The organism is Roseicyclus sediminis, from assembly GCF_025515305.1.
Taxonomy (GTDB): Bacteria; Pseudomonadota; Alphaproteobacteria; order Rhodobacterales; family Rhodobacteraceae; genus Roseibacterium; species Roseibacterium sediminis.
The window spans coordinates 451225-469346 of record NZ_JAOPHT010000002.1 but is presented as its reverse complement, the minus strand read 5'-3'; the positions used below and the strand labels follow the sequence as shown (position 1 = coordinate 469346).

Sequence of the window (18122 nt, the reverse complement as noted above, 5' to 3'; positions counted from 1 at the left end):
ACGGACCGACATGCGGGGAAGACGGCACGCCGCCCTCGCCCTAGGGGCGATGACCATGCTCCTCGCCGCCTTGCCCGTCCAGGCGCAGGACCTGCCTCGCGTCGAGCCCCTCGAAACCTGCTTCCTCGACCTGCCCCCCGAAGTCACGCAGACGCGCGGCGCCGACTGCGGTCATGTCGTGGTCGCGCAAGACCGGACGGGCGGTGCGGGCGAGGTGCGTCTGGCTTTCATGCGGCTCAACGCACAGTCCCCGTCGGATGCCGCACCGCTCTTCATGCTGGCGGGCGGGCCGGGGCAAGCGATCACCGGCGATCCGGCGATCGTGGCGCTTTTCCAGCCCGAACTGCTCGGCCCGATCCTCGAGACCCGCGATGTCGTGCTGATGGAGCAGCGCGGCACGCTGCGATCCCGGCCCTACCTGGATTGTCCGGAGCTCTGGACGGCGCAACGCGAGGCCGTGGAGCGTGGTCTGGACGACGAGGAAGGCCGCCTGGTCCTGCGCGCCCGCTTCAGCGAATGCGTGGCTCGCCACAGCGCGGAGGGCGTCGATCTTGCCGCCTACAACAACCTCGAGAATGCCGCCGACGTGAACGACATGCGGCGGGCGCTCGGCTACGAACGGATCGTCTTCTACGGCGAATCCTACGGCTCGGAACTCGGCCAGAACGTCATGCGGGAGTTTCCCGGCATCCTCGAGGCCGTGGTGCTCGATGGCGCGGCCTCCCTCGCCTCGACGGATTGGAGCGCGCAGCGCTCCAGTTTCGCGCAGTGGGGGATCGACAACCTGACCGGGCTCTGCGCCGAGGATGCCGACTGCGCGGCAAGCTATGACATCCCCGCACTGCTCGATGCGGCCCTCGCTGTCTTCGACGACGGGCCGATCGAGATGACCTACACCGTGCCGGATCAACCGGACGCCACCTTTGCCCTGACGGTTACGCAGGATCAATTCGCGTCCTATCTGCACGGTTTGCAGACCGAGATATTCGCCGTCATGGCGTTCCCCGCGCTTCTGAACGCCTACGTCACGGAGGGGCGGGAGCGTATCGCGGCGGACATGGCGGCGCAGCGCGGAGCGGAACTTCTGGCCGATCCCGCCGCGATGGACGCCGCCATGGCGATCCTGATGCATGCCGCGATGGTCTGCAGCGACGATCCGCCGGTGTCGGCCGACGACGTGGTCACGGAGGATGTCGGCCTCTACGGACGCCTGTTCGCCCGAAACAGCGCCACCCTCTATGTCGAGCTGTGCGACGTGCTGGACTTGCCGCAACTGCCCGATCGCGCCGACGAGTTGGCGAGCGCGGATGTCCCGACCCTTGTCCTCAGCGGCGGGCTGGACGTTCAGACACCGTGGTATGTCAGCCAGGAGGTGGTGGACGCCTTGCCAAATGCCACGCATGTCATCTTTCCCGCCGGGTTCCACGTGCAGGTCATGAACCTGAACCGCTGCGCCATTGCCATCATGCGGGACTTCGTCCTCGACCCCGGCGCGTCGCCCGACACGGCCTGCGTCACCGAGGCCGAGCCGCTGCCGTTCATGCGTCCGGATTTCACCATGCCCGAAGGAGACTGAGCCACGAAGCGAACGAGACGATCGCCCGCGCATCGCTACCTGATGCGACGCCCGCAAAGACCTTTCCCGGCATGAACCCCGATCCCGCCTCCGTGTGCCCGGAGCGGGCAAAGAAAACTGTTATCGATGTCCAATGGTCATGATATCAAATGAAACAAGTTTGTTGGGTATATGTTCTGAAGACCATGAATACCGGGAGCGAAAAGGCCTCAGGTCCGAGGCGAGCGCCGGCCTCGCCGCTCCCCAGCTATGGCATCGACACCTATTCGATGCCGCTCGACGAGGCGTGGCGGACCCGGCGGGCGGTCTACGAGGGGACGTTCAGGTTCGAAAAGGCGGACTCGCCCGGTGGCGGGGCGCGGGCGCGCACGGCTGTCACCTTCCTCGAGGACCTCTTGGTCGCGACATTTCAGGGCGAGGCGCATGCGATCAACCGCAGCGCCGACCTGATCGCGGCGCATCCGACGCCGGTACTCAAGGTGCGCATCTACCACCGTGGCGAGTGCCTGCTCGTGCAGGGCGAGGCGCAGACGCGGATGGGCGTGGGCGCCATCCATTTCATCGACCACAACCGGCCGCACCGGCAGATCGGCACCGAGATGGAGCACTCCACGCTGGGCCTGCCGTATCATGCGGTGGGCTACGATCCGATGCTGCACCCCGCCTATTTCAACATTCCGCTCGATAGCCCGCGCGGGCGGCTCCTGCATGTGGGGCTGGCCAGCCTGTTCGACGAGGTGCGGACACTCGATCGGGGTGAGGCGGCCGGCGTCGCGATGGCGATCAAGGGGCTTGTCAGGGGCGTGATCGCGGGCGGCATCGGCCCCGAGGCCAGCGATCACAACCGGCATGCCCGCACCGCCGCGATGAAGGCCTTCATCGACCAGAACCTCGCGGAACCGGATCTCGGCATAGACATGCTCCTCGAGAAGTTCGGAGCGTCGCGGGCCACGGTCTATCGTGACTTCGCCGACGACGGCGGGTTGAAGAATTTCATCCTGTCGCGGCGTCTGCACCGCGCCTACCGCGCCCTTTCGGAGGCGATGCCGACGCGCGGCGCCGTGCTCGCCGTGGCGGAGGCCTGCGGGTTCGAGACACTCGCCCATTTCAGCCGCAGCTTCCGGGCACATTTCGGCGAGCGGCCGAGCGATGTGCTGGGCCAGTGGCAGACCTGGACGCCGCATATCGAGCGGTCGGACGTGGGCGATCAACCGACGGATATGGTGCTCCCCACGGGGAGCATCGCGGCCTTGCGATGGTCCTACGACCGGTTCAATTGAACCGCGCGGCATGGCCGCACTGTATCGCTGAGACAGTCGGACAACCGAAATTGCGAGTCCCGTCCAACGACGCGCTGGCCCCGTTTCCGTATTTTCGGCTTCGTGATCCGCCGGGTTGTCCCGGCACTCCCACACGCCTTCGCCGGACGTCTCGCGCCGCGACCGGGCCGGCTGTCCAGCAAGGACCCTACAGATGAAAAACTTCGCAGCAGTGGCGCTCGTCGCCAGCGTCATGGGTACCGGGGCCCTGGCCCAGTCCCCGGCCTACATGATCGAAGATTGCCAACTCGCCTCGCAGCAATTCTACCAGGAATTCGGGGCCACGAGCCAGGCCACCTACGAGGGCCAGCGGGTCGACGGCACCCACGCCGTGAACGGCACGATCTACCTGGAAAACCGCAGCGCCTACTACAGCTGCTCCTACAACCGGACCGGCGATACGCTCGTCGAGTTCTTCGCCGAACAGCAATCCTGGCCCAGCTTCGTGCGCGGCGGCGGCAGCCCCTACCAGGTCGGCAGCGGCAGCGCGACGCAGTTGCCAGCGAGCAGCGTCTCGACGGAGCGCGTGCGGTTTCCGGCAGGAACCACCTGGACCCAGTTTCCCGCGCAGCTTCCACCGGGCATGACGGTGCGCTACCAGCTTGGCGCGCGCAACGGCCAGTTCCTCGACGTGAATTTCGCGGGCGTGGGCGGGCCGCTCCAGTATCGCATCGTGAACCCCGACGGCTCGGCGCTTCTGGACGCCATTTCGGTCGGCATCCCGTATCGCGGGCAACTCTGGCAGTCGGGCGACCATGTGGTCGAAGTGATCAATCGCAGCGGATCGACGGTCACCTTCCAGATCTACTTCGAGATCGAGTAGGCAACGCCATGTCCCCTCGGCGGTCTCCGGCGCCGCACACCGTCGAGGGGAAGTCTTGACCGCAGCGGGCCGGTTAAGCCCCGGGCTGCCTTTCTCAAGGAATTGGCCGTTCCCGATGAGACGCCTGATGTTCCTTTTCGCGGCCATTTCATGGGTCGCGGCGGCCCTCGCGCTCATGGCGGCGATATTGGTCGTCGCGAGCTTCTTCCTCGCCGCGCACCCGGTCTCCAGCGGCTATCTGGGAGTGCATCTTGTCGTGGCCGCCCTCTTTCTCGTCATAGGCTTTCTGTTCGGCGGGACAGCCTACCACGCGACAGGAGTATCACATGTCCTGCCCGCGGTTGCCGAGGCGGCCGATGGCGGGTTCCTCCATCGTTTGTCCCGGCTCTTCCTGTTCCTGATCGTGGGCGGTGCCGGGCTTCTTCTCGGTCTCGCGCTCGTTCTGACCGGGATCCTGTCGCGCATCGGCGAGGGTTTCGCCGTGTTCGGGTGAGACCGGCGTTTGGTCATCATGGGCGGGGATTGATATGCGCGCAGGGACACGAGACATCATCGAGAAGACGCTGCCGATCGCCGCGCTCGTGGCGACTTTCCTGCTCGGCGCGCTGACACTTGCCCCGTTCGTGCCTGCGCTCCTGTGGTCGGTCTTCATTTCGGTCGCCGTCCTTCCCTTCCACCAGCAGCTCGCCGCCGGGCTGCGCGGTCGGCGGGGCGTCGCCACGGTGCTGACCTTCGCGGCGCTGGTCGGGCTCGTTCTCGTGCCGATGCTGCTTCTGCTTCGGTCGATCATCGCGGTCGTCCCCGATCTCGCAACGGCGATCGCCGAAGGCGACGCACTCGATCGGATCGGGCTGGACCTTCCCGCTCAGTTGCCATCGACGTGGCGCGATGTCTGGGACAATCTCGGGAACGATCTCCAGGCCCTGAGGAACGTCATCGGCGGCGACCTGCGGCTCCTGCTGTCCTCCGTCATGTTCGAGGGCCGCCTGATGGGGCATTTCATCCTCGAGTTCCTGCTGGGCCTCATCCTCGCCGCCATCATCCTGCACAATCACGAGCGCCTCGCGCGTCTCGCGGCAAGGGCCGCCATGAAGCTGGGCGGCGACCGCGGGCATGAGCTTGGCGCACAGTCGGTGCTGACGATCCGATACACGGTGCTCGGCATTCTCGGATCGGCGGCGGTCCAGACGGCCGTGGCGGCCTTCGCCTACTGGATCGTCGGTGCACCGCACTGGCCGATCCTCGCCTTCGTGACCTTTCTGCTCGGCTTGCTGCAGGTGGGTCCGGTCCTGATCTGGGCGCCGCTCGCGGCCTGGCTGTGGATCGACGACCAGACCGGACTGGCGATCTTCCTAGTGCTCTGGGGCCTTTTCGCCGTCGGGCTGTCGGACAACCTCGTCAAGGCGCTCGTGGTGTCCCGGGGGGCCCATCTGCCCGCCATCCTCGTGTTTCTCGGCGCCATCGGTGGGCTTCTGGCCTGGGGCATCGTCGGCATCTTCGTGGGGCCGGTCGTCCTTGCGCTCTGCCTGCAGCTGACGCTGTGGTGGCTGGACGCGGGCAAGACGGGCGGGCACAGGCCCGGATCAGCCATCGACCCATCCATGACATCGGCCCACACGCCGCGGGACCAGGAGGACCGCGGTTGATGTCGGAAGGTTTCCGGGTGGGCCGGGGCAGGGCGGTCGCGCGCGGCAGAATGGACAGCGTCGCTGTCCTGGTGGAGACTGCGACGAAATAGTCTGCCAGCGTCCGTGCCTCCGCTTTAGGATTGGCCATGGAGAATTCGGACCTTCCCGGCGAATGGAAGACCAGATGAGCAGTCCCGAACGGAAACCGGCCGACCCTGTCGAGGCGCAGCGCGATTTCCACCTATGGCCGGTCGCGCACGACCGACCCCGGGCAAAGGGCGGTCGCACGCGACAGGCATGGGTGGCCACCTGCGCCCGGCTTCTCGTCGCCGAACCCTTCGACCGGCTGACCTTTGCAGCACTCGGCAAGTCGGCCGGCATGGCACATGGGACATTCCGTGTCCGCTTCGAGAACCTCAACGCGATCTCGGCCGGGGTTCTCGGGCTTCTCACCGACCGCCGGAAACAGGGGAGGCAGGCATGACGCTGATCGATCAGGGCCACCGCGTGCCTGTGGCGGACCTCGCCGGCCACAGGCAGGCCGCCTGGGAGCGTCAGAGCGCCCATGTCGCGGCAAACTCGGCGTTCTACCGGACCCTGTGGGACGGGACGGCGCCCCCTCGTCGACTGGAGGACCTGCCGGAGCTTCCGTTTTCGGACAAGGCGGGGCTGCGCCTGTCGCAACCGGCCCATCCCCCGTTCGGCGATTATCTCGCGGCGCCGCCGGAGCGGGTCTCGCGCCTGCACCGCACCTCGGGCACGACCGGGCAGGCGATGAACCTCGCGCTCAGCAGGCGCGATTGCGAGATCACCGAGATCGTGGGCGCGCGCGCCCAGGCGCTCGCCGGGCTCGGGCCGGGCATGATGGTGGTGCATTGCCTGAACTACCAGATGTGGATGGGCGGGCTGACGGACCACATGACGCTGGAACGTACCGGGGCGACCGTCGTGCCTTTCGGCGTCGGCTCGACGGAATTGCTGGTCCGCACCATCCTCGAGACCGGGATCAGCGCGATTTCCTGCACGCCGTCCTATCCCACGGTGCTCGAACGGGTCATCGCCGAGAAGTTTCCGGACCTGAGCCCCGCCGATCTCGGCCTCCGGCTGGGGCTTTTCGGCGGCGAGCCGGGGCTCGATGACCCGGCCTATCGGCAGCGGATCCGCGAGACATGGGGGATGGAGCCCCGCAATTCCAACTACGGCGTCTCGGACGTGTTCTGCAATTTCGCGTCCCAGTGCGAGCACGAGACCGACCTCCACTTCGTCGCGCATGATGTGCTGCACGTGGAACTGATCGACCCGGAGAACGGGACGCCCAAGCCGCTTGAGGCCGGGGCCGAGGGCGAACTGGTGCTCACCCATCTCGACCGGGAATGCCAGCCGCTCGTCCGGTTCCGGACCGGCGACATCATCGCGGTGCAGGCGACGGAGCCTTGCGCCTGCGGCTGTGCGGGCTTCCGCTTTCGCGTGGTGGGGCGGTCCGACGACATGATCGTGGTGCGCGGGCTGAACATGTTCCCGACGATGGTCGCCGCCGTCGTCAACGGGTTCCCCGAGCTTTCGGGCGACTACCGGATCGTGCTGGACGCGCCGCCGCCGCATCACGTGATGCCGGTGCACGCCGAACTCGCGAAGGGGCGCATCGACGACGGCACCCTCGCGCAACGTCTCGAGGCGGCGCTGAAGGCGAAGCTCGGGGCCACCGCGCGCGTGACCATCGTGCCCGCCGGCACCTTCCCCGCCACCGAAGGCAAGACACGCCGCGTCCTCAGGACCTACGCATGACCGATTTCACCTACGACACGATCCTGTCCACCATGACCCGAGAGGGCGTCCGCACGATCGCGCTCAATCGTCCGCAGGCGCTCAACGCCATGAACCGGCGCCTGATCGACGAGGTGGCGGCCGCCTTCGACGACGCGAACCGGGACCCCGGGACGCGTGCGATCGTGTTCACCGGAGAGGGGCGTGCCTTCTGCGCGGGGGACGACCGGCACGAACACGTCCATCCCGAGACCGAGGAACAGGCGCGCGACCTGGTCGACGCCATCCAGCGCGCGACGCAAGCCATCGTCTTCGGCGCGAAGCCCGTCGTCGGGGCCATCAACGGCTGGGCTGTCGGCGGCGGGTTCGAATGGGCGATCAACTGCGACTTCCCGATCTGGGGCGAGAGCGCGAAGGGGTTCTTTCCGGAAGTGTCGCTGAACCTGTTCGTCACCGGGGCCGTGACGAGCCTCCTGCCGGCGATCGTCGGTCCGGTGAAGGCCCGCGAGATGCTGTTTCTCGGCGAACGCTATGCGGCCCGGGACCTGGCGGAGCTCGGCGTGGCCTGGAAGGTCGTTCCAGATGCGGAATTGCGGGCCGAGGCGGAAGCGACGGCCGAACGCCTCGCGGCGCTGCCGCCCCTGTCCGTCCGCGCCATGAAACGGGTCCTCAACCAGGTCTCCGCCAGCGCCCTCGAAACGGCCATCGAGCTCGAGACCGAGGCGACCGTCGCGGGCTTCCTCGACCCGGAAACCACGCGGCTTCTGAAGGCGTTTTGAAGGGCATGGCGAGTAGACCCTCCTGACCGCGAAGCGGGCGATCTCGAGGTGTCCACGCCACCAGTTGTATCTCCGGCCGAGACGGGCAGGGCGGCCGCGTGGCGTCGGACCGTGACCAGACCGGTTCAACGGCCTTCACGGCGGCACGGAAAACCCTCGCCTTCTCTTCGCGGCACAAGGAACAGCTTCACCGCTCATCCGGAGACAAGGTCGAATAGCCTGCCAGTTGCAGCGCGGTTCAGGATGAGCGCGCCACGGGCTCATATCATCTGCTCGATCGCCTCTCGCAGGACTTTTCCGGTGGCGTTGCGAGGGAAGTCCTCGAAGGCGAGGAAGATCGTCTCCCTCGGTCGTTTGTAGCCCGCCAGCGAAGCGCGACAGAGTTGGTCGACGGTTTCGGCGTCGAAGCTGTCATCGTTGCGGGCCACGACCGCGACTGGAATCTCGCCCCACTTGGCATCTGGTCGTCGTACCACGACCGCCTCCAGAACGCGGGGGTCGGACAGCAATATGCGCTCGATCTCGGCCGGGTAGATGTTCTCGCCTCCCGACTTGATCAGGTATTTCGAACGCCCGGCAAAATGGTAGCCGTCCGCTTCCTTGCGGAACAGGTCTCCCATGCGGAACCATCCATCCCGGAAGGACGAGGCGTTGGCCTCTGGTGCATTCCAGTAGCCGCTGAACAGGGTCGGGCCACGCATCCAGGCCTCACCCGTGGCGCCGTCCGGGACATCCTGCCCGGCCTCGTCCACCAGCCTCAGGTCCGCGAGGATACTCAGGGTCTTGGCAAAGCTGTCGGGGGCTGTGCCCACGGGGATCAGCCCTGCAGAGAGGGGCGGCATCCCGGTTTCGGTCGCGCCGAAGGTGTTGAGGAACGGCGCGTCGAGCGCCTCGGTGATCGCAACGATCTCGGCGGCAGGCACAAGGTCGGCCATGCAGCCGACCGCCCGCACACCCTTGATCCCGATCCGCCGTGCCCTCAGCCGGTCGAGGAGCGGGCCGATCGTCGCGGGAACCAGCAGCAGCCAGCCGATGCGGTGCGCGGAGAGGGCATCGACAATGGCATCGGGGTCGAACCCGTCGATCACGACGCCCACGCCGCCCGACATCAACGTCGCCAGCGTGTGTTCCGTGCCCCCCATGTGGAACATCGGCGGCCATGCGATGTAGCCATCTTGTTGCGAGATCCCGAGATCCAGTCGAAGCGCGCACATCCGCGCGATCTCGGCCCGGTGGCTGATCACCGCGGCCTTCGGCAGGCCGGTGGTCCCGCTGGTATAGATGATGAGAAGCCCGTCCTCGGGCCGGGCAACACTGTCGGTCGCGCCGTCGCGGCCAAGCCGGGCGATGTCGGCCACCGGGACGGCGCCCGCGATGCGCTGCGCGGTGTCATGGTAGCGTTCGGAGGCCACGATCAGGCCGGCGTCGACCAGTTCAACGCAATAGCGCAGTTCGGGCTCCGCGAGGCGCCAGTTCTGGCATGCGGCCATAGCGCCAAGTTTTGCGCAGGCAAGTTGCACGAGGATATACTCGATCCGGTTTTCCGACAGGATCGCGACCCTGTCGCCATGCGCGACGCCGCGTGCGGCGAAATCGGCCGCGATGGCATCGACCAGGGCGAGGGCCTCGGCGTAGCTGAGCCGCCGGTCGCCCGAGATCAGGGCCGGCGCATCGGGGGCGGCCCGCGTCCGCGCGGCGACGAGGTCGTAGACCGATCCCTGGTTGCCGATGGCCATGGTCATTCCTCCGGCCTCCGTCCGTTGAACCCGATCCGGGCCTGCAACACCGGCTCGATGTCTTCGGCTCCGGGCCCGGTGACGCGCGCCAGTGTGAGCCTGGTGTCCTCCATGCCTGGCGTCGCGGGGGTGCCGGCAACCAGCACACGGTCCCCCTCCAGGACGTTGCCGAGAAACCGCGCCTCGATCTCGACGATCTCGTTGCCGCGGCCCGCGGCCATGAGCGCATTGAGAAGATAGGCGAGGTTGGCGGGGCCGGGATTGACACGCCGCGGGCCGAAGCCGTTGGCCTCGGCGGCAGCGCGGTCGAGGTGGATGGCATTGTCGTCGTTGAGGGCGGCGCACCATTCGGCCATCGCGTCCGCCGGCACGTCGTCGAGAGACCAGAGGATGTCGTCGGTCATGCCGCTTCTCCGCCCGGAAAGACCATCGCCAGTTCGACCTCGCAGACCCGGTCGGACCCGTCGGTGACCTCGAAGGCCAGCGTAAGGTGATCGGCCAGCCCGAAACGGCGGCTGGGCTTGCGCTGCAACGCGCTCACACGCGTATCGATCACGTAGCTTCTGTCCACGGCGACGGGGCGGTGCAGGCGGATGTGGCATCCGCCGAGGACCGGGCCTTGCGCGAATGCAAGGCCCAATGCCTCGGACAGTTCCCGGATCGACATTCCCATGCCGCCAAGAGCCGCGACGAAGGCCATGATGGGATGGGCCGGCTCGGCATCGTGCCGCCCGGGCGCCCTTGCGGCGCTGCGCAGCCGTTCATCGAGCGCCGCGGTGACGTCATAGCGGCCCTGCGGAACCCGGAAGGCCAGCGCTTCCTCTTGTGTCGCCATCTTGCCCACCCCGTCGCGGCACGCATTGCACGGCCTTCCTAACTTCTTTGTATACAAAAGGCCACCTTTTAGTATGTTGATCGTGCGAATGCGAACACGGTTCTTGATTCTAGATATGCACGATCTGACGGTGCAGATCCTTCACGAGCTTCGACGTTCGCGGGATGAGCGGGATGCGTGACATCGGACGGGACCGGAAAGGAGGCCGGTTGCCGGACGGGACGAAGCGCATACCGGGTCCGGAGGGTGACCGCGAGGCGGCACCCGGCAGCCCAGGGCTTCGATGAGGCGCGGGTCAATGAATTGGGGAGGAAAGACATGATCTCTAAGTATCTCGCGACAGTGGCCGCGATCCTGCCGATGATGGCGGTGTCGTCGGCCATGGCGGAGGAATATACCGTCGCCGTCCTGCAATCATCCACCGGGGGGGCGGCCTTCATCGGCGCACCCATCCGCGACGGCATGATCATGGCCGCGGAAGAAATCAATGCCAGCGGCGTTCTGGGCGAGGGCAACTCGCTGAACCTGATCGTTGGCGACGACGCCACCGACCGGACGCAGACGCTGTCACTGATGACGCGCTATGCCAACGACCCCGAGGTGCTGGCCGTGCTTGGCCCCACCAGTTCCGCGACGGCCCTTTCGGGCACCAGCGTGGCCAACGAGGTCGGCGTCGTGGCGATCACGATCACCAACAGCCTTCAGGTTCTCGAAAACGGCCCCTGGTCCTATATCCTGACGCAGCCCGCCTTCGTGACCATGCCCTACCTCGCGGACTTCACGGCGAATTCGCTGGATGTCGAACGCTGCGCCGTCATCGGCATCAACGACGTGGAATCCTATGTGACGGTGGAAAACACCTACAAGGACCTGATCCGCGAAGCAGGGATCGAGATCGTCTCGGAAGACGGCATCGCGGCCACCGCGTCCGACTTCTCGGCGATCGCAACGCGGATCGCCACCGGCAACCAGGATTGCGTCTTCATCTCGGCGCCCGCGGCGCAGGGCGCAAACATCATCATCCAGCTGCGGCAGGCCGGCCTCGACCCCGACACGGCCGTGATCGGCCACAGCGCCTTCGCATCGCCCCAGTTCATTGAGCGCGGCGGCGCGGCGGTGGAAGGGGTGTACCTCTTCGGCGACTACGTTCCGGGCGGCTTCAACGAGTACAGCGCCGGCTTCGACGCCCGCTTCGCCGAACGGTTCGGCAATCCGCCGGACAACTGGGCGGCTGTGGGCTACGGCGGGATGCAGGTCATCGCTGCCGCGATCCGCGAAGCACAGCCCAACGTCACGCGCGAGACCATCCGTGATGCCATCATGACGATCCGTGATGTGCCGGTCGTCGTCGGGCAGGGGGTCTGGGAACTGGACGAAGAGCGGATCCCGCGGATCGGCGTGAACATCCTCCAGGTCCAGGACGGGGCGTTCGTCGCAGCCGAATGACATAATTCGACGCTGCGATCCCGGTCGCCGCGTCCCTCAACTCGCGCCCGCCCCGGCCATGGCTTCGGGGCGGGCGTTCATTTTGGGGCGGGCCGATCCGGGCGACGCCCCGGCGCGCAAGATATTTTTTTGTTCATAATCAAAAATACAAATACTCATTGCTTGGTATGCAAAGCTGGTGTTTGATGACGGTGTAGCGGCCTGGTCCAGGCGCGCGCGGTCTCCGTTTTCGGGCGGTGATCGCAAGGTGGGCCGGGGCGACAGGGAGGATATCCGCGGCGCAAGATCCGGACACTCGGAGGTCCGGCGGCCGGGGATCGTGCGAGGGAGCGCGCGGAATGCTGGCACAACAGATACTCAACGGTGTGGTGTCAGGGTCGATCTATGCCCTGTTCGCGCTCGGCTTCACCCTGCTCTTCGGCGTCCAGAAGCTGTTGAACCTGGCCCATGGCGCGGTGTTCATGGCGGGTGCCTTCATCGCGTATTACTGCGTGATCATCGGCCTTCCTTTCTGGGTCGGGCTGGTCTTCGCGATGATCGCCTCGGGCGTGATCTCGATCATCGTCGAACTGGTGGCGTTCAGGCAGATCCGAAAACAGGTCGATCCGGAGTTCCCGGCCATCGTGTCGTCGCTCGGGGTGGATCTCATCCTCATCAACATCGCGCAGAACCTTTCGAACACGCGGGTCCTGAGCATGCCGTTCGGGACCTTTCCAATCGAGTTCTACAACATCTTCGGGTTGCGGATCTCGCTGCTGCAGATCGTGATCCTCGTGCTGGTCGCGGCCCTCGTGGGCGCTCTGGTCTACTATCTTCAGAAAACGTCCTTCGGCCGCCAGGTGCGGGCGGTCGCCCAGAACGAGCGCGCCGCCGCCTTGCTCGGCGTGAGCGCGGCCAGTGTCTACCGGCAGACGTTCTTCATCGCGGGCGCCCTGGCCGGCGTCGCGGGGGTGCTGATCGGCCTGTCGTTCAACTCGATCCACTTCCTCATGGGTGAACCCTACCTGCTCTATGCCTTCGTCGTCGTGGTCATCGGCGGCATCGGGTCGGTGCCCGGGGCCGTCGTGGCCGCCATCCTGCTCGGGGTGACGCAGGCCCTGACCAAGGCCTACCTGTCGTCGACGCTTTCGGACGCCATCATCTTCAGCCTGCTGTTCGTGGCGCTCCTGTTCTTTCCCAACGGATTGTTCGGTCGGGCGGTGCTCAGTGCCGGGGGGGACCGCAAGTGATCCACTTCTACTACTCCTACCAGCCGGTCATCGACTTCTTCCTGCTCAGCCTCGGCTTCGCCTATTCGCAGCAGATCGCGCTGAGGGCCGGCGTTTTCTCGATCGGGACGGCCGGGTTCGCCGCGCTCGGCGGCTACCTCGTGGCCATCCTGGCCACCCGGACCGAGGTGCCGATGTGGGTGATCATCCCGGCCGGCGCCGCCATCGGCGCGCTCGGCGGATACGTCCTGTCGATCCCGCTTGCCCGGCTTCGCGGAGCCTTCGTCGCGATCGCGACGCTCGCCTTCGTCAAGGTGATCATCGCACTTGCACTGTATTTCGAAGACCTCACGGGCGGCGCCATCGGTGTCACCAACATTCCGCGCATCATGGATACCTGGTCGCTCGCCCTGATGGCGTTGCTGGTGATCTACGTGAACTGGTCCATCGGCCGGACCACGCTGGGCAGGATCTTCGCGGCGCTGGCGCAAGATGAATCCGTGGCCGCCTCGCTCGGGGTCTCGATCCGCCGCTACCACATGATCGGGTTCATGGTCTCGGGGGCGATCGGCGGGCTCTTCGGCGGGCTCCAGAGCCTTTATGTATACAATATCGAGCCGAACGCCTTCGGCTTCGCCTTCGTCGTCACGATCCTCACGGTCGTGGTTCTTGGCGGACGCACGACGCTTCTGGGGCCCATCATGGGCGCGGGCATCATGGCGATCCTGCCCGAGGTCGCCCGGCCGCTCGCCGACAACCGGACAATGGTCAACGGGATCATCATGATCCTCGTCATCACCTTCCTGCCGCGGGGGGTGGGCGACACGATCGTCGATGCGGTTCGCCACCGCTGGCGCCAGCGCCGGGGGGCTTCACGGCCTCAGAAGCAGGAGGTTGCAGATGCCGTCGCTTCGGATTGAGAATATCGCGAAACACTTCGGCGGCCTGAAGGCGGTCGACGGCTTCTCAATGGAGGTGCCGCCCGGCGAGATCACCGGCCTGATCGGACCGAATGGGGCGGGCAAGAGCACGGTGGTCAACATGATCGCCGGGGTGCTGAGCCTGACCTCGGGGGACATCAAGCTCGGCGACCGGTCGATTTCGACCGACCGGACGGAACAGGTGGCCCGCGCGGGGATCGCGCGCACATTCCAGAGCATCCGTCTGCTGCCGGAAACCACCGTCCTCGACAACATCGTCATCGGGTTTCACCGCCACGAGAAGGCGGGCCCGCTTGCGGCCCTGCTTGGCCTGCCCAGCGCCACGCGCGAATTGCGCGAGTTGCGCGAAAAGGCGTGGGACCTGCTGGAGCGGTTCCACATGCAGGAATACGCTTTCCTCGCGGCGGGAAACCTCGCCTATGGTCACCAGCGCCGGGTCGAGATCATGCGCGCCATGGCCAGCGACCCCGCGATCCTGATGCTGGACGAGCCGGTGGCCGGCATGAATGACGTGGAGTCCGACGAACTGGCCGAAATCTTCAAGCAACTCGCCGAACAGGGCCTGGGGCTGCTGCTCATCGAGCACAACGTGGGCTTTGTCACCCGGCTGTGCCGACAGATCTACGTGCTCGATGCCGGTCGTCTGCTGGCTTCGGGGCCGCCCGAACAGATCGTCAACGATCCGCGTGTCATCGAGGCGTATATCGGAGGGGCGAGCGCGGCATGATGCTGGATATCCAGAACCTCTACGTGTCCTACCAGGGGATCAAGGCGCTCCGGGGCGTGAGCCTCCAGGTCGACAGGGGCGAGATGGTCGCCATCATCGGGTCGAACGGGGCGGGCAAGTCGACGCTCCTGAATGCGATCAGCCGCCTTGTCCCGGCAGGCGAGGGTCGGATCGTCTTCAACGGGGTCGACCTGCGCCGCTCGATCGCCCACAAGGTCGCGCGGCTGGGTGTGCTGCAGGTGCCCGAGGGGCGGCAGATCCTGGGCGAGATGACCGTTCTGGAAAACCTTCAGGTCGGTCAGCTCGCGCTCGGCGGGCGGCCCGCGAAGTACAGCCTGTCCGATGTCTACGCGCTGTTCCCGGTGCTCGAGGAACGCCACGCCCAGCTTGGCGGCACCCTGTCCGGCGGGCAGCAGCAGATGCTGGCGATCGGGCGGGCGATGATGGGCGCGCCCGAGGTGCTTCTTCTCGACGAGCCGAGCCTCGGGCTGTCGCCGCTGATGACGGACCAGGTCTTTGCCGCGCTGGGTCGCCTCAACGCTGACGGTCTGACCGTGATGCTGGTGGAACAGAATGCCCACCGGGCGCTGGAGCTGACGTCGCGGGCCTATGTCCTGGATCGCGGTCTCGTCGTGCGCGAAGGAAAAAGCCGGGACCTGGCTGACGATCCGTCGATCATCGCCAGCTACCTGGGGGTCTGAAGGGAAGGGATCGCGCCGCGCGCGGTCCGCATAGGGACGGCATGCTGGACTTTCGCGACTTCACGGCCGTGACCACGATCGGCGATCTGCTGCTTCGCGCGGCGCGGGACACGCCCGATCACGACGCGCTGGTTTTTCCCGATGCACGGCTGACCTATCGCGGGCTCGCCGAGGCTGCGATCCGTCGCGCGCGCGCGTTGCATGCGCTGGGGGTTGGGCCCGGCGATCACGTCGGCATCCTGCTGCCGAGCCGTCTCGAATATGCCGAGCTGTTCTTTGCCACGGCGCTGCTCGGGGCGGTCTCGGTCCCGATCAACGCCCGCTATCGGGCGCTGGAACTGCGCTATCTCGTCGCCAATGCCGATCTGAAGGTCATCGTCACCACCGGCCAGGTCACGGACAAGGTCGATTTCATCGAACGGCTGACCGAAGCCTTTCCCGACCTTGCCACGCAGCCGGCCGCGATGCCCCTTTCGCTGTCCGAGGCCCCCTGTCTTGCGGCGATCGCCCTGATCGGCGAGAGCACCGCGCCGGGTTTCCTGTCGGCGGCGGCGGTGGACGAACTCGGCGAAACCATCCCGCCCGAAGCGATCGAACGGATGCGGCGCCGGGTCCGTGTGCGCGACACCGGCCTGATCCTCTACACCTCCGGCACCACCTCGCATCCCAAGGGCTGCCTGATCGCGCACGAGGCGCTGGTGCGAACTGCGCAGGGCCTGGCGATCCGCTATGAGATGACGGACCGCGATGTCTTCTGGTCCCCCTTGCCGATGTTCCATATCGGCGCGCTCTTTCCGCTCTGCGCCACCTTCGCGGTCGGGGGCACCTACGTGTCCATGCCCCATTTCGAAGGTGGCGAAGCCCTGCGCCTGATCGAGCGCGAGCGGGCCACGATCGGCTACCCGGCCTTCGGGACCTTCATCGCCGACATGATCTATCACCCGGAGTTCGATCAGCGTGACCTGTCCTCGCTCCGGTTGATGAACAGCAACATGGCGATGCAGCCTCCGGCGTTTCGCGAGGCGCTGCGCCGCAAGATGCCCGACTGTATCCAGGTCGGCACGTTCGGGATGACCGAGACCTCGGGGACGGTGACCACCAGTTTCCCGCAAGACAGCTACGAGGCGCGCACACAGCGGCTGGGCAAGCCGCTCGACGGGGTCGACCTGCGGGTCGTGGACCCTGAGGGCAATGACATGGCGCCCGGTGAGGTTGGCGAAATCCTCGTGCGCGGGTTCGGCGTCTTCACGGCCTACTACAAGGATCCCGACAAGACCGCCGAAGCGTTGCGCGACGGTTGGTTCCATTCCGGTGACCTCGGGGCGCTGGATGCCGACGGGACGCTCATGTTCCATGGGCGTCTCAAGGACATGCTCAAGGTCGGCGGCGAGAACGTCGCGGCACACGAGATCGAAAGCGTTCTCAACCAGCACGAGGCGGTCAAGCTATGCCAGGTGGTCGGGCGCGCGGACCCCCGGCTCATCGAGGTGCCGGTTGCCTTCGTGGAACTGGTGCCCGGCGCCGAGATCGGCCCGGAGGACCTGGTCGATTTCTGCCGTGGCAAGATCGCCAGCTTCAAGGTGCCGCGCGAGGTGCGGTTCATCACCGAGTGGCCGATGTCGGCCAGCAAGATCCAGAAATTCCGCCTGCGCGAGATGGCCGAGGCGGGCTGACGGCCCACCCGCCGCTCAGGCTTCCGGCGCCAGGGTCAAGCGCAGCCCGTCCAGGTCTTCGGTCACCCGGATCTGGCAGCTCAGCCGCGACCGCGCCTCGTCGTAGGCCTCGGTGAATTCCACCAGCTCGATCTCGTCCGGTTCGGCGGGAGGCAGGCGATCCATCCAGTCGACATCGACATGCACGTGGCAGGTGGCGCAGGAGGCCATGCCGCCACAAATCGCGGCGATGTCCATCCCACCCTTGTCGCGGAGGTTCTCCATCAGGCTCAGGCCGGTCTCGGCCTCGACCTCGCGTGTGACACCGGTGCGGTCGGTCGCGTGGATTGTCGGCATGGGCGCGCTGTCCTTTCCGCGTCTTGAACAGGGTGGAGCGGCTGTCCGTTTCAGCCGCCGAAATGGCGGACCCACCCGGTCCAGCTCTCGAATGTCTCGGGATAATCGGCGGGGCGCTTGTCGCCGTAGGCGCGCTGCCGTAGGCGACCGCCAAGTGCCTCGGCGTAGTCCTCCACCGGAACATAGTAGAGAAAGGCCAGGGTCCGGCTGGAGAACTTCCACGTCCCGTCGCAGCGCCTGTAGTCGTCCGCGTAGCGCAGCGCCGCGACCAGCGTCTGACCGTTGCGATGCGCCTCGGCATGGCCGAACACTTCGCCGGTGGCATGGTCGGGATCCTGCGGGTCGAAGCGGAGGATGTGGTCGTGGGTCCAGTGACACGAGATTCCGAGCACGTCGAAGCGGCCCTTGTACATCTGCATCACGGCCGCGCGCCCCTCCGAGGTCATCACGCCGTCATGTGACCGGACCACCGCGTCCTCCGTGAACAGGCTCTCCAGCAGGGGCACGTCGCGGTCGTCGCAGGCCTTGCAATAGGCCGCCACCAACTCGGAAATCTGCGCCCGCGACTCGAGGCGGTCGATGCGGGCCTCCAGGTCCATGCTTGCCATCTGCGTTGCTCTCCCGTGTCCC

General features: G+C 66.4%; 19 protein-coding genes. 14 read left to right on the top strand and 5 right to left on the bottom strand.

Annotated features, from left to right (window positions below; translation table 11 throughout):
- The first annotated feature begins 49 nt into the window (after positions 1-49).
- From N8I71_RS04740 to N8I71_RS04705, 8 genes are all read left to right on the top strand, one after another.
- Positions 50-1576, top strand: a complete 1527-nt coding sequence (locus tag N8I71_RS04740) for an alpha/beta hydrolase (RefSeq protein ID WP_262876786.1) — start codon at positions 50-52, stop codon at positions 1574-1576.
- A 185-nt stretch (positions 1577-1761) separates the two neighbouring features.
- The gene (locus tag N8I71_RS04735) at positions 1762-2856 is read left to right on the top strand and encodes a helix-turn-helix domain-containing protein (RefSeq protein ID WP_262876785.1); all 1095 of its coding nucleotides are present in this window, start codon (positions 1762-1764) and stop codon (positions 2854-2856) included.
- A 193-nt stretch (positions 2857-3049) separates the two neighbouring features.
- A complete protein-coding gene (locus N8I71_RS04730; RefSeq protein ID WP_262876784.1) occupies positions 3050-3718 on the top strand; it encodes a hypothetical protein in 669 nt (222 codons plus the stop codon).
- A 127-nt stretch (positions 3719-3845) separates the two neighbouring features.
- Positions 3846-4211 (top strand): hypothetical protein, encoded by a 366-nt coding sequence (locus N8I71_RS04725; protein WP_262876783.1) that lies wholly within the window; start codon positions 3846-3848, stop codon positions 4209-4211.
- Between the two features lie 34 nt (positions 4212-4245).
- Positions 4246-5364, top strand: coding sequence for an AI-2E family transporter (locus N8I71_RS04720; protein ID WP_262876782.1), 1119 nt, complete (start codon positions 4246-4248; stop codon positions 5362-5364).
- A gap of 166 nt (positions 5365-5530) precedes the next feature.
- Positions 5531-5830: a hypothetical protein gene (locus tag N8I71_RS04715; RefSeq protein WP_262876781.1), complete on the top strand. Its 300-nt coding sequence runs from the start codon at positions 5531-5533 to the stop codon at positions 5828-5830.
- On the top strand, positions 5827-7131 hold the full coding sequence (locus N8I71_RS04710; protein WP_262876780.1) for a phenylacetate--CoA ligase family protein: 1305 nt from the start codon (positions 5827-5829) through the stop codon (positions 7129-7131). Before N8I71_RS04715 ends, N8I71_RS04710 begins: the two co-directional genes overlap by 4 nt.
- Positions 7128-7889 (top strand): enoyl-CoA hydratase/isomerase family protein, encoded by a 762-nt coding sequence (locus N8I71_RS04705; RefSeq protein ID WP_262876779.1) that lies wholly within the window; start codon positions 7128-7130, stop codon positions 7887-7889. Before N8I71_RS04710 ends, N8I71_RS04705 begins: the two co-directional genes overlap by 4 nt.
- 260 nt (positions 7890-8149) lie before the next feature.
- Here the strand turns inward: N8I71_RS04705 and N8I71_RS04700 are convergent, their stop codons facing one another.
- Genes N8I71_RS04700 through N8I71_RS04690 form a run of 3 tightly spaced genes read right to left on the bottom strand, consistent with a single transcriptional unit; the run spans position 8150 to position 10460 of the window.
- Positions 8150-9631, bottom strand: coding sequence for a class I adenylate-forming enzyme family protein (locus tag N8I71_RS04700; protein WP_262876778.1), 1482 nt, complete (start codon positions 9629-9631; stop codon positions 8150-8152).
- The gene (locus N8I71_RS04695; RefSeq protein ID WP_262876777.1) at positions 9628-10029 is read right to left on the bottom strand and encodes a hotdog family protein; all 402 of its coding nucleotides are present in this window, start codon (positions 10027-10029) and stop codon (positions 9628-9630) included. Before N8I71_RS04695 ends, N8I71_RS04700 begins: the two co-directional genes overlap by 4 nt.
- On the bottom strand, positions 10026-10460 hold the full coding sequence (locus tag N8I71_RS04690; protein WP_262876776.1) for a hypothetical protein: 435 nt from the start codon (positions 10458-10460) through the stop codon (positions 10026-10028). The genes N8I71_RS04695 and N8I71_RS04690 overlap by 4 nt, the downstream gene beginning before the upstream one ends.
- 318 nt (positions 10461-10778) lie before the next feature.
- Between N8I71_RS04690 and N8I71_RS04685 the strand changes: the two genes are divergently transcribed.
- The 6 genes from N8I71_RS04685 to N8I71_RS04660 all read left to right on the top strand — a co-directional run bounded on the left by N8I71_RS04685 (position 10779) and on the right by N8I71_RS04660 (position 17156).
- A complete protein-coding gene (locus N8I71_RS04685) occupies positions 10779-11906 on the top strand; it encodes an ABC transporter substrate-binding protein (RefSeq protein WP_262876775.1) in 1128 nt (375 codons plus the stop codon).
- Positions 11907-12244: 338 nt separating this feature from the next.
- Complete coding sequence (locus N8I71_RS04680; RefSeq protein ID WP_262876774.1) at positions 12245-13135, top strand: branched-chain amino acid ABC transporter permease; 891 nt, start codon at positions 12245-12247, stop codon at positions 13133-13135.
- Positions 13132-14034, top strand: coding sequence for a branched-chain amino acid ABC transporter permease (locus N8I71_RS04675; protein WP_262876773.1), 903 nt, complete (start codon positions 13132-13134; stop codon positions 14032-14034). The genes N8I71_RS04680 and N8I71_RS04675 overlap by 4 nt, the downstream gene beginning before the upstream one ends.
- On the top strand, positions 14015-14782 hold the full coding sequence (locus N8I71_RS04670; RefSeq protein WP_262876772.1) for an ABC transporter ATP-binding protein: 768 nt from the start codon (positions 14015-14017) through the stop codon (positions 14780-14782). The genes N8I71_RS04675 and N8I71_RS04670 overlap by 20 nt, the downstream gene beginning before the upstream one ends.
- On the top strand, positions 14779-15483 hold the full coding sequence (locus tag N8I71_RS04665) for an ABC transporter ATP-binding protein (protein ID WP_262876771.1): 705 nt from the start codon (positions 14779-14781) through the stop codon (positions 15481-15483). The genes N8I71_RS04670 and N8I71_RS04665 overlap by 4 nt, the downstream gene beginning before the upstream one ends.
- A gap of 41 nt (positions 15484-15524) precedes the next feature.
- On the top strand, positions 15525-17156 hold the full coding sequence (locus N8I71_RS04660) for a class I adenylate-forming enzyme family protein (RefSeq protein WP_262876770.1): 1632 nt from the start codon (positions 15525-15527) through the stop codon (positions 17154-17156).
- 15 nt (positions 17157-17171) lie between these two features.
- Here the strand turns inward: N8I71_RS04660 and N8I71_RS04655 are convergent, their stop codons facing one another.
- The gene (locus tag N8I71_RS04655; protein ID WP_262876769.1) at positions 17172-17492 is read right to left on the bottom strand and encodes a 2Fe-2S iron-sulfur cluster-binding protein; all 321 of its coding nucleotides are present in this window, start codon (positions 17490-17492) and stop codon (positions 17172-17174) included.
- 50 nt (positions 17493-17542) lie between these two features.
- On the bottom strand, positions 17543-18100 hold the full coding sequence (locus N8I71_RS04650; protein ID WP_262876768.1) for a nuclear transport factor 2 family protein: 558 nt from the start codon (positions 18098-18100) through the stop codon (positions 17543-17545).
- Positions 18101-18122 lie beyond the last annotated feature (22 nt).